A 13,018-nucleotide genomic window follows, 5' to 3' on the forward strand; every position below is an offset into this window, starting at 1 on the left:
ATTTAACCCCTTCATCTGTAATTACCTCTTCCTTTAAATAATTAATGTCAGAAGAAATATTAGAGGCTAACTCTTTTAACGACATATCAATAAGGGGCTTATCCTTATATTTAAATTCGCTTATCTTAATTTTAGTTATTTCAACAGCATTATCTACTTTTTTGAAATCTTATAAAATATCCTTTAATTTAATTATTTCTTCTTCTGTATTAAATTTATTAAAGCTCACTCTAAAAAAGTTAGTATTATATTCTAGTCTATTAATTGCACTTAAGACATGTGATTCACCCGTAATACTACATGCAGAGCCTGAGGACATTGCTACTTTATCTGATAAACTTTTTATATACATCATATTATTAGTTCTTGGAATAATGAAGGAAACTACTCCAGGTACATGATTCCTAGGATCTGTCAAAAATATTATATCTGGATATTTTGTTGAAATTAGTTTTTTAAATTCTACTTCAAGTTTCTCAAGCTTAATAATATAAGAATTCATATCTCTCTTAGCTATTTCTGCAGCTTTACCAAATCCGACGATATTATGAACGGATAATGTTCCAGCCCTATATCCAAATTCCTGATTGTCTCCTCCATGGATAAGAGAGGTAATATCAGGCATGGAATATTTACCACTTTTAATATAAGCTGCACCTATTCCTTTGGGTCCATATAATTTATGTGCAGAAAAAGACATAAAGTCTATAGGAGTCTTTTTTACATCTACTTGAACTCTTCCAATTGCTTGCGTTGCATCAGTATGAAATAATACTCCATTATTTTTAAATAGATTAGCAATTTCATTTATATCATTTAAATTTCCTATTTCATTATTTGCCCAAATTATACTTCCTAATATTGTAGTATGCTTTATTTTCTTTAGGATAATACTAGTTTGAACTTGGCCAAATTCATTTACATCTAAAAAATCAACTTCATATCCTCTATCTATTACTTTACCTTCTTTATTTAAGTTTTTTCTTTTTTCTTTATTCATATAAATTTCACCATTTAAAAATCTACATGTATTAATAATGGATTGATGTTCAACTTTGCTGGTAATAATATGGTTACCTTTTTCTTCATAATATCTCATATAATCAGCTATTCCTTTAATTATGAAGTTATTGCTTTCAGTAGCAGATGAGGTAAATATAATTTCTTTAGGATCTGAATGAATTAAATTAGCAACTTTTTCTCTAGCTAAATTTACAGCCTTTTCTGCGTTAGCTGCAAGTGTATAAAATTTACTTGAAGGATTACCATATTCTTCTCTTAAATATGGCTCCATTGCATAAACTACCTCATCATCTATTGGTGTTGTGGCGTTATTATCAAGATAGATCATATGCCTTCACTCCCCTTTAATAATGAGTTAAAAAGCCTCTCAAAATTTCCTCTATAATCGTATAGGTTTTTTAATATTTCTGCTCCTCTATCTAAATGTTTTTTTGTATATTCTGGGAAATATTCATCATCACTCAAATACCTACCTGCCTTTGCTTCCATTAAACATTTAAATACTTCATCATACTGTCCTGTTATTGTTTGTCTATTCAATTCAAATCCATTTATATCATCATTTACATAATTTGAAATATCATCTTCTTCTTTTAAAGATAAAGATATTGCAATCTTTGATAATACAAATGGCTTTAAATTTGTTCTTGTTCCCAAATATTCAAATATATCCTTTGTATTGCTAGAAGTCTTTAGTCTAAATCCCATTAAACCACCTCATAAAAATATCCTTCACTTATAATAGTTTTTCTATCCTGAATATTGTATTCTAACATGTATTCCTTAGAAACATATTTATTAATATCTTCATATAGACCTGCTTCAATCTCCGTGTTAGTAGATAAAACAATAACCTGATCACTTATCTTTGGAAAAAATTTTGTTGTTATAGCTTTTCTATGAATTTCATCAATTCTTCCATAAGGCGTGTCAATTATAAATGGAATATCAATTCCAGAACTCTTTATAAGTGCCCAATATAAGCATAATATATAAACTTGTTTTTCTCCAGAAGATAGATTCATCACATCTACCTTAGTATTTAGTTCAATTCTATTTTCATCAGTTTTTTTATTTAAACAAGTTAATATATCTTTTCTATTTGTTGAATTACATATGCTATAAATTTCCTCGACAAATAATGTCCCAAATTTTTTTTTCATTTCATCCAATCCTAGATTGGCAATCATCCTTATTATTTCATCGATGGTATATTCTCTCTTCACATATAACGTTATATTAAATTCATCATCTAATTTAATAAAGTCAATAAACTTTTCTTTTCTAATTATTTCTGAAAATATACTACTGAAATGCTTCTCCACTTCTTCTTTTTTATCAGCAGTTAATTTTATTAATAATTCATCGAGCATTTCTATTAAAGTATTTGAAATATCTTTTACATTTTCAGCTTGCTTTAAAATATTTATCTTTTCATTCAGTTTTTTTAGTTCATTTGTCCTAATAGCAATTTCTTCTTCTATCTTTTGCTTATTCATTACTAATTCATTTGATTTTATTACTATATTATTGAATCTATTATTTAATTCTGCTATCTTATTAACATATTTCTCATTTTCTTCATCAATTAATGCTTTGCTTAATCTTTCTCTATAATCTGAAATTTCTTTTGTTAAGTTTGATATCTCTTCAAAATAGTTGATCTTGCTGATATCTTCTATCATTACTTTATCAATTACCGAAACAACCTTACTTTGTTGTTCTTTAGATAGATGGTGAATTAATAAAAAATTATCGTCAAACTCTTTAGGAAGAATTTCTTTTTTTAACTCTGCTATAATGGTCTCAAACTCCGAATCTAAAACTTCCTTAGAATGCAAAGACTTCTTAATAATTTCTTCGATTTTAGAGCCATCGATTTTTCTACTTATTGCCTTATATACAATGTAATCTTCTTCCAAATATATTTGTTTTTTAACTTCTTTTAGTAAATCTTTAATTATAATAAAAGGAAGCATATCATTACAATACTCTTTTATATCCGTATTTAAAATTTCTCTTTTATTTTCAGCTATACTTATTTTACTTAAAATATCTTCTTTTTCTTTTCTACTTAAGCCACCCGCATTTATAAACTCTTCGTTAACATTACTAATTTCAATTTCAAGTTCTTCTTTCAAGTCATCAAGAAGTTTAATTTCTTCAATTATCTCTTTAAGTTTAGACTCTAGTTCAAAAACAACTTTCTCAATACTATCGGCCTCTAGGATATGTTCTTTTATATTTTCTCGTTCCCTATCTTTTCTTCTTATATTTAAATTTAATTCTTTACTTAAAACATTAAAAATATCAAAATTATTTAAAGTTATTATTGTATCTTTCAATTTCAAATCAATATTCTTTTCTGTAAAGAAGTCAGAGAGCTTTTCACCATCAAAGAAAAATAAATCAAATACGTTTGGAGGAATAGTATTTTTTATATATGCTTCGAATCTCTCTTGTTCGTCCCTGCCAAGTTTTTCATCATCTTTAACTATTATAAAATGTTCACTTAATCTTCCTTTAGATATATTCCATTCTCTTTTAATAGTATATAAATCTTCGGAGCCATTTATATTTACTTCTATATTTAGTTGTATAAAAGAATGAATACTATTTTCAGTAAATACGTCTTCATTTATCATAGACTTTATTCGAGATATATAATTAGGAACCAATCCTTGATACCTATATGTTAATGGTCCATATATACATAGTTTGATCGCCTCAAATATAGATGTCTTTCCCGCTCCGTTCTCTCCACCTATCAAAACTATGTTTCTATCTCCATTGGTTGTAAAATCAAATCTTGTTTCATCTTTAAACGATCTAAAGTTTTTAATAATTAACTCTTTAATCTTCATCTTTGTACTCCTCATCATATATATCAACATGTAACCATTTCTGGTTTAAAAGCTTATCAATAGAATTTCTATAATTCGTCTTGTTTTTATAAACTTTATTATCATCTGTAAGTATTAAAAGCCTATTTATCAAATCGCCTTCTACTCCATATTTATTAGAAACACTATTAATTTCACTAATAATTCTTTCGTCAAATATTGGCCTAATAAACTTTGCCCAGGGCAAGTCTTTATTTTTTACTTCCCTATATATTCGGCATAATTCATCTCTCTTTAAATCGAATTCTTGATTCCAAATTTTCTCAATTTCCTTTAGTTCCTCAACTGAAATTAATTCTATACCAACTTCCTCTTCGACCTCAAGTAATTCTCGTAATATTAATTTCCTTCCTTCATAATTAAAAGGACCTAATCCCTTAACCCAAAAGAACTTTCTGCCTTTATCATCAGTTCGTACTTCATAACCTTCATTTAAATATACTTCCCTTTGTTCATCAGATACCTTGTCATACACAACCTTTAATCTATATATTCTACCATTTCTTTGTTTTTTATCTCTATATTCTCTATCATCTCTGATTTCTAATAGCCATTCCCTAAATCTAGCAAGTGGGATAAGCCATTCTTCGCCACTTTCAATAAATCCAGTTAGAGATTTATCATTCTTCACTACAGTGCAAGTCCAACATCCAAATCTTGTGTTCCCACACGAGGGTGCTTCTATTTCCTTATCTAAGTTAGTTGTAAGGATAAATGGACACTCTCCACCATCTCCATCAGAGTAAAGTGTGAATAACTTATTATTATTGCCACCCCAAGGGCTAATACCCCCATTTGATAGCAACACTTCCCATACATCATTTACAGTTAAATCAACAATTGGACTATAAACATAAGTATTATAAAGAGTCGCATGAGGGTTTAATAAATAACCATCTATTTTCCTTTTTTCAATACTTTGTCTTCTAGCACTGCTTTCAGCCTTTCTAACGCCAAGTAATACAATAGCTTCTCCATTTTCCTCCACTTTTTCCTTAATAAATTTATTAGATGGTGTAATTTTCAATCTCTCTGTACACCATCTAAACCTACTCGATTTAGGCGTAGGAAATCCCTTACCAATTATATTTGTCCAAAAGGTATTATTATAATCTGGATGTACTATTATTGCTTCTAGAGGTAGTCTTTTTTCTTCTGCGCTATCATGAATTTGTTTACTTGACTGATGTAAATGTGTCAATATTATTGGATTTTCTACTAAAGTATCAGAGGATACAACATATACCTTCTTATGTCTCTCTTCCTGTGGCAACTCTAATAACATTTGAAAAACTAATTGTACTACTGTTGTAGAATCTTTTCCACCACTATATCCAATAATCCATGGTCTTTTGTCATTTTTATATACTATTTTCATTTCTTCTATAATAAATCTAATTTTTTCATTCATATTATCACCTTAAATTGAGATTGTTTATTATAGTATAACATATTTTATATCAACTACAACTTAATTTTATATTTTTTGTCTTTTCTTACTAATAGGATCTAAAAAAGCTATAATAAAATTTCACTTTTATTATAGCTTTAAATGTATAGAATATTCAGTTTTATTGTTGTCATGTGCAATATTCAATTTGTTTTACTGTTCCCATTTGTCATCCTGATATTAATCTATACTTTCCATTACTAGTTCAGCAATATTTATTGGTTCTCTATATGTGGTTTCTGGTCTAAACTCATCAATCAAACTTCTAATTTCGACTTCCTTAGGTATCCCTTTAAACCTTTCTTCAATATAAGCCATCCCAGCATTAGCATATTCCTCAAATATAGTCAATTTTTCATCATTCTTTTCTTCTGTTATAACTTCTAAATCTCCATATTCATGTAATGCTATAATATCTATAATGTTTTTATCATCCTGTCTAAAAATTTCAACTTTAATAGGTTCTCCTCCACGCTTTTCTATTGGTTTTCTTGGTTTTCCTTTTCTTAAAGCAATGAGTGCACAAAAAACCATTACATCCTTCATACTATCAAATATTTTTTCATTCCTATTACCTAGTTCTTGGTATATTTCTTCATATTCAAGAGCTTTAGCTATAGAATTTTTCATATGCGCACCTCCTTAATGTAAGTATATTCTCCAATCTCATCAGTGAAAATGTCTCCTTCTACTAACTCATACATTTTACCTAATCTATGATATATATTTTTCTCAACTTCAGACCCCCATTGTTTTTGTGAAACAATGATGACAACCTGATTTGATAAATCTCCAATCCCTTTTGCAATATGAGCAGAATGAAGACTGTCTAGGTTCCCAAATGGCGAATCCATAACTATGGGAAAATCTCCACCCATAAAGCTACTGTATAATTCTGAATCTTGTTTATCTCTAGAATAGGAAACCAAAGCGCCTATAAAAGATAGGCTTGATACTTGGCTTTCTCCTGTAGAAAGAACTTCTTCCTCTAAGGTTGTATTAAAATTATTTACTACCTTAAGCACAAGATCTTCAGTAAGTACAGGTTCTCTATATTCTTTATGAGAAATGCTCTTAAATACTTCTTTAATCCTTTTATCTAAATCCCTTCTGACTTCTTCCTTAAATGCTTCATGCACCTGGTTATTTAGTTTGATTAATTGCCTTACTTTATTGATTTGAGAATTAATTTTTATTGCTTCATTGTTTTTTATTTCTGCTTTTTCTATTTCAATTGTTAGTCTTTCAATTTCCTTATCTATATTTTGAATTCTTTCTTTTTTTCTCATGATATCCGCTTTTGTATCTACTAACTTTTTTTCCAAAACCTTTCTGTACTCTGTTTTTCTAGCTATCTCTTCAATATCAATTCCTTTAATGTCTTCATCAATCTGCTTTATTCTATTGTTCTTTCTTTGAATTTCATATTGTTTTGCTTCTTCCAAACTAAGCAATTTATTATATTCTTTAAAAAAATTACTATCTGCTCCTTCATTATTATTAATATAGGAAATTATTCTTATATAAGCATCATCTAACTCACGTCTTCCTGCAGTTTTAAGTAGCTCTTGAAGTTTTTTAAGTTCAGTACTTCCTTGTTCTACCTTTGTCCCACAAATACACACACCTTTTTCAATTAAATCTTTAATAAATGTATCCTTTATATCTGATGGAAGCTCTCCTTTTTCCCGTCTGTCTTCCAACATTTCATAAATTCCACAAGTATATGGCATAATCAACATATCTTTTGCTTTAGTTGTAAATAATTTATTTATTCTTTTATCTATGTCTTTTATATCTTCATTTAATAATTTATGGTCTTTTTCTAATTGTCTTCTTTCACTTTCTAATGAAGCTACTACTTCCGAGTTATGACTTATTAGAAACATACTAATACTCTCCCTCTCGGTTTCTTGCCCACGTTTTAGATCAACTAACTCATTATACTCTTTTTCAATGTTTTGCTTCAAATTTATTAAATCATCTTTTTGATCTGATAAATCAGCTTCTTTATCTTTTAGGTATTTTTTAATTTCTCTATTTAGCCTTTGACTGACAGTTTCTAAGTCCAACATTAAGTTTTCAATAACATTTAATCCTAAAATATTTAAAATAGCTTCTTTTATCTCTTCTCTACCCTCTTCTTGAGCTAAACGATTTATTCTTTCACCATCAAAAAAGAAAAACTGTCTAAGATTAATCGGGATAATATTATTGAAAAAATTTCTTGTATCAATAACTTTCTTTCTGTTACCAATATGATCTTTATAAGTAATATCTATTTTTTCTTCACCAGTTGGAATCATAGTTCCATTATGTAATTTAAAATCTTGTTCCCTATAAATTGTATATTCTGTATTCTTGTCAATAAAATCAATCTCAACAAATACAGAATCTATATCACCCTCTTTCAATGTTGCTCTAGCTCTTTTATTATACATTTTATCTGTTGTTAATGGCTTTTCAGTCTCCCCATAAAAACACCACGAAAATGCTGATAAAATAGTAGTCTTTCCCCGCCCATTCTCCCCTTTTATAGCCGTAACATTTTTTTCACCATCATGTACAAATTCAATAACTTGTTCTCCATAATATCTAAAAAAGTTTTTCATTCTCATTCTTTTTAAAATCATTCCAATTCCCCCTTTATGCGCTGAAGAATACTTTGTATAATAGCATTCTCATTGCGATTGTTTAAACTTTCTTTTTCTAAACTTAATAAATTGGAATACAACTTTATAATCTCTGGATCATAGTTTTTAAATATTTCTCTTAAAGTATTTTTTGAATCCATTTCCATTCCCCCTTATTTATAAAGATCCATTACTTCAAAGATTTTTTTATATGCTTCATGAGTATTTATTGCTAAGTCAGCAAATTCTTTAAAACGATTTAATTCTTTAACGATAATTTTTTTTTCGTTCATTAATATACTATAGTCCATTACCTTTAATTGCTCTCTATCAAGTGTTGGTATAACAATAAAATCATAAATTTCAGCATACTCCTTTCCTTCTGCCCTTCTTAAAACCCTTCCTCTACGCTGAATAAACTCCTTAGGATTGGAACCACTTGATAAAATGAAAGCTCTTTTTAACTTTGGTATATCAACTCCTTCATCTAAACACCTTATTGCTGTTAATGCTTGCAGTTTATTATCTTTAAAATCATTTAGAATACGTTCTCTTTCGTTTTTAGATTCATTTGATGTAAATGTATGAGTTTTTATACCAATTCTATTAGCTAATACCTTATTAACCTTTTCAATAAATTTCCCATCACTTTCAATGCGATCACCACAATAGAATATGTTATTATAGGAGTTCTTGATGAGAGGAGAAAAATCCAATAACTTTTCTACTTTATTCTCTGCTGATGATATTATACGAGCTCTAATCCTAAATAATGCTTGAAGGTTTTGATCTTCTATATCTACTTTACCAATTATATTCCCAATTTTTCTACTTATCTCATAGTATTCTACTTTTTCAGTGTCAGTCAGTTCTACAAATACTGGATAATAGTAATATTTAGTTAAAAATCCTTTTTTAATAGCTTCTTCCATTGTAAACTTAAATATTACTCCTTCTCCAAAATAACTTTTCAATCTATTTAATTGCTCATGTTTATATTCATTTTCTAATGTTGCAGATAATCCTAATCTATATTTTGCATTTTCAGGCAATGAATTTATCGAATTATCCGATGTAAAATTATGCATCTCATCTATACAAATAATATAGTCTTGTTTAACATTGTTTAACCGTTCTTGAAACTGCTCCGACTTAAAAGTAGAGTTCGTTGTAATCACGCAAAATAATTTCTGATGTCCACTATTAAATAAACTAATGCTTTTATTCATACTATTTTTCCATTTATTTACTGACTCATAGCATTTTAAAGGTAGTATGTTAAAATTGTAAAGTTCTTCTTCCCACTGCTCTAGTAACACTTTATATGGCAATGCAATAATTAGTCCTATAGGAACTTCTTTATCTATATAATAATTCAATAATTTTGTTATAGCAGCTAAACTTGTAATTGTCTTACCAGTACCAGTTGCCATTTCAAATATACCTTTACCACCATTTTTAAACCAATTATTTATTGCTTCTATTTGATATTCTCTGAGATCCAACCACTTTGGTAAATGAGGCTTAATGTTTATACTATTTGTGCCACATACAGTAGTTTCCAAAAACTCTTCTTTTATATAAGGATCTTGTCCAATTTTATATGTTAATAATTTTTCCTTCAATCCATCAGAAATGCTAAAAGATTTCCAGATATCACTCTTGTTATCCCATAGCCTATCAAATTGTTCTTCCTTGTATTTTATTCGTTGCTCATCCCTAGAATCCCATGATACATACACATCAAATGACTCATAATTACTATTCATAGCTTGAAAGGTTTCATTATTTGATCCATGAAAACATATTATATTATAGTTACTATCGTATAAAATTCCTAATTTATCATGAAAAATTCCCGAAACACTATCTATTCTATAAACAATTTTTATATCTAATTTGCTCTTATATATCAACCAAGCCAAAAGATTATATTTGTCCGAGTATTTTACACTTCCAATTTCAAATTCCTCTATAATTTTGTCTTCGAGTGCTTGTTCACGAGTTTTATATCCCTTTTTTATGGCCTCAACATCCTTATCTTCCAGCATAGGCGATATTAGCAAAAGAATCTTTCCATTATTTTTGATCAGCACTCTTAGACCCTCTATAATCTCTATTAATGATCTACTATTAAAAAATGCGACTGCTCTCTTATATTTAACTGTTTCTTTAAGCACAACATTATAAAAATCTTCAACAATATTATCCTCATCAGTATCGTAATGAACCTTAAGATATAATTTGCTAAAATCACCCATATCTACACATCCTTATAAAAAATACTTAATATATCGTCTATATCTTGTTCTTCATTATAATGTGTTAATTTTTTATTGCTTAAAATTAACTTACCATCTAGGTACATGTAATACTCATGCTCCTTGAAAACTCTAATATAGTCAGGGCTAATCAATTCCAGGAAAATATATTCTCGACTTTTTATGTTTGAAATGCTCAATACTCTATCAAACCTATAGAAATAATTTAACTTACTATAATACTTAATCATAAATTCATCATCATTGGTATTTACAATTTTGACGATAGAATTTAATTCTATAGGTATATTTGAGGGTAATCTCAATATATGATCATCAAAAATATTATCTTTAATGAGATATTTTATTGCATAGTTTCCAAATTTATTATATCCATGCTTAATTAATTTTCTTTCAATCACCTGCTTTTCTTGAAAACTATCATCAAGTTTTTCTTTCCAAATTTTTAAGGCATATACCCCATCATTATTGGATATAATTTCAGGAGACGTATTAAGATTTGCATATGTTGTATTATCTTTAACATTAGATTGTTTTTGTACTTCTCTAATTATTTCACTGTAGTGCATTGGTCTATTATATTCTTTTAATACTTTGATTGCCAGATCTCTTGCAAACACATGCTTTTCTGCACCTAATTCTACTAACCCATATGTCCCTGTAAAAGTTCTAATAATTCCTTGTTCTTCCGATCTGTCTAATGTTGCATGCAAACTTCTTAATGACATGTCTTGATTTTTCATATACTCACAATATCTTTCGTATACAAAGCTATAGTGAACGGGTTCTCCAATGTTGTATAATATCCATTTGCAAATATCCACGTTTGTAATCCTGTTTCTTTTTATTAGTACATACTCTTCTGTATCACTAAATATAATATTATTCATATGTTCAATTAAATATCTAATAACCTTTCGAGGCTCCTTAAAATTAATATTGTAAATATGAAGATATAGGTCTTCTTTCTTAAGAAATTTACAATCTACCAACTCGTCGCCAAAGACTTCCAAAACAATAGTTTCTCCAATTTCAGTTTTATCAAAGTTGAAAATTTTATCCTGAAATATATGATATTTAGTACCAAATAAATAATTTAATAGATTTAATTCAATTTCCAATTCATCCGACGACTGTCCAAATATAATTAAACTAGATTCTTTTAATTTATCTATATATATATAATCTAGATGTTCAAAAATATGTTCTAAATATCCTTTGAATGGATGAAATATATGCTTTTCTCGTTTAACTATTCTATCAGCTTTCTTTATAACTTGTCTTACCCGTTCTCTAGTAATGTTGAAAATTTTCCCTAATTCCTCAAGCGTAAAAATTTTGTCAATTACATAATTATAATAACAATCCCAGTCCCTAGATTTAATTCTCTTTTTAAATTCGTCAATTGAGTCCTTAAAACTTAAGTGTATATTCTTATCTTTATCGTTAATAGGCTCTATTTTAAATATTCCTACACGCCTATATCCAATTATATCAATTACATCATTAATACTTATATCTAAACTTACAAACTTGCAGGCTTGACATAAGTCTCTGATGTCATTTACCCCTTCTGTATTTATGAAGTGCCTTATTGACTGGTTGAATCCCATTTCATTAATAATTCTATAATTATTATATGTAATAATTATATTTTTTTCTAAATCTGAGTTAAATGTATTCTTCATAAAAAACTTTTTATAATAAAATTTTTCTATATTAATTTCACTCTTGCTTTTATCTTTGTTTTCTATGTTTAAATCTTTATGTTTTTTGCATATACTTTCTCTAATCAAATCCAACTCATACTTGGTTATAATATCTATTTCAGAGAAAAATATATTTGTTAAGTTTTTACGGTTAATAGATTGGGCTTTAGAAACATCTCTAACAATAATTTCTGCTATTGTATTGTCAATATAATATCCTTCTGTTTCTAAGTATTCATACATTCTATCTATAATCCATTCAACTTTTAAGTATCTTTTATTGCTCAATTTATAATACAAATTACTATAATCTAAATAGCTTCTGATTTCTGAAGGAAAAATGTTCAAATTTAAGTCTGAACATATATCAACATATCTCTTATTCTTTTTATAAAGTACGTCAAACTTTTCATTAATTAGTAAATGAATATCCATACTATCATCCTTTATATTTTTTGCATAATAGCATTTTTCTTTATATTATTGCTATATCCTCTAAATTTTTATCCTATTATCACTATTATACTATAATATCAAAAAATTCCAATTCCTTTACCTTATTTGTTCCTTGTTTCACATACCTATGCTAACAAAAAGTACAAAAAACTAGGTTACTCGAGGCCACTGAAAAAGTAAGTAATTTTTTCTTGCTACACTAATCAATGAAATAAAATCTAAAAAGAACTAGTGATTTTCTTAAAATGAACCGACCCCCAAAAGTTAGACCTAAGAATCTAACTGATGGGAGGTCGGTTTTTAAATGGCAAAATATAGTTATGAATTTAAGATGAAAGTTGTGGAAGAATATTTAGCTGGAAAGGACGGATTCGCTTTTCTATCTGAAAAATATAATATCTCTTCTACGAGGGACTTACAAAAATGGGTTTCTGCATACAATCAATTTGGCTCTGATGGTTTAATGAGAAAACGAAAAAATCAAACTTACTCTTTCGAATTTAAGCTTCATGTGGTAGAGTTGTATCTAACTACAGAGGTTTCTTATCAGGATTTAGCACTT

Annotated in this window: 10 protein-coding genes; 1 reads left to right on the forward strand and 9 read right to left on the reverse strand. The window is 28.0% G+C overall.

Translation table 11 applies throughout. The features are described from left to right. Nucleotides 1-169: 169 nt before the first annotated feature. The 9 genes from KQI38_RS01015 to KQI38_RS01055 all read right to left on the reverse strand — a co-directional run bounded on the left by KQI38_RS01015 (nucleotide 170) and on the right by KQI38_RS01055 (nucleotide 12,435). Nucleotides 170-1,351 (reverse strand): cysteine desulfurase family protein, encoded by a 1,182-nt coding sequence (locus KQI38_RS01015; protein WP_216554424.1) that lies wholly within the window; start codon nucleotides 1,349-1,351, stop codon nucleotides 170-172. After that, nucleotides 1,348-1,731 (reverse strand): DndE family protein, encoded by a 384-nt coding sequence (locus KQI38_RS01020; protein ID WP_216554426.1) that lies wholly within the window; start codon nucleotides 1,729-1,731, stop codon nucleotides 1,348-1,350. The genes KQI38_RS01015 and KQI38_RS01020 overlap by 4 nt, the downstream gene beginning before the upstream one ends. Beyond that, nucleotides 1,731-3,887 (reverse strand): AAA family ATPase, encoded by a 2,157-nt coding sequence (locus tag KQI38_RS01025; protein ID WP_216554428.1) that lies wholly within the window; start codon nucleotides 3,885-3,887, stop codon nucleotides 1,731-1,733. Before KQI38_RS01025 ends, KQI38_RS01020 begins: the two co-directional genes overlap by 1 nt. Then, nucleotides 3,877-5,337, reverse strand: a complete 1,461-nt coding sequence (gene dndC, locus KQI38_RS01030; protein ID WP_216554430.1) for a DNA phosphorothioation system sulfurtransferase DndC — start codon at nucleotides 5,335-5,337, stop codon at nucleotides 3,877-3,879. Before dndC ends, KQI38_RS01025 begins: the two co-directional genes overlap by 11 nt. A 219-nt stretch (nucleotides 5,338-5,556) precedes the next feature. Next, nucleotides 5,557-6,006: a DNA phosphorothioation-associated protein 4 gene (locus KQI38_RS01035; protein ID WP_216554433.1), complete on the reverse strand. Its 450-nt coding sequence runs from the start codon at nucleotides 6,004-6,006 to the stop codon at nucleotides 5,557-5,559. Beyond that, nucleotides 6,003-8,009 (reverse strand): hypothetical protein, encoded by a 2,007-nt coding sequence (locus KQI38_RS01040; RefSeq protein ID WP_216554434.1) that lies wholly within the window; start codon nucleotides 8,007-8,009, stop codon nucleotides 6,003-6,005. Before KQI38_RS01040 ends, KQI38_RS01035 begins: the two co-directional genes overlap by 4 nt. Then, on the reverse strand, nucleotides 8,006-8,170 hold the full coding sequence (locus tag KQI38_RS01045) for a hypothetical protein (RefSeq protein ID WP_216554437.1): 165 nt from the start codon (nucleotides 8,168-8,170) through the stop codon (nucleotides 8,006-8,008). Before KQI38_RS01045 ends, KQI38_RS01040 begins: the two co-directional genes overlap by 4 nt. 12 nt (nucleotides 8,171-8,182) lie before the next feature. Beyond that, nucleotides 8,183-10,270, reverse strand: coding sequence for a DEAD/DEAH box helicase family protein (locus tag KQI38_RS01050; protein ID WP_216554439.1), 2,088 nt, complete (start codon nucleotides 10,268-10,270; stop codon nucleotides 8,183-8,185). Between the two features lie 2 nt (nucleotides 10,271-10,272). Then, nucleotides 10,273-12,435 (reverse strand): sigma factor-like helix-turn-helix DNA-binding protein, encoded by a 2,163-nt coding sequence (locus KQI38_RS01055; RefSeq protein ID WP_216554440.1) that lies wholly within the window; start codon nucleotides 12,433-12,435, stop codon nucleotides 10,273-10,275. A 325-nt stretch (nucleotides 12,436-12,760) separates the two neighbouring features. On the opposite strand from KQI38_RS01055, the gene KQI38_RS01060 reads away from it, so the two are divergent. Next, a partial coding sequence (locus tag KQI38_RS01060; RefSeq protein WP_216554442.1) for a helix-turn-helix domain-containing protein occupies nucleotides 12,761-13,018 on the forward strand: 258 nt, incomplete at its 3' end.

It is taken from the genome of Tissierella carlieri, from assembly GCF_018917285.1.
Classification (GTDB): Bacteria; Bacillota; Clostridia; order Tissierellales; family Tissierellaceae; genus Tissierella; species Tissierella carlieri.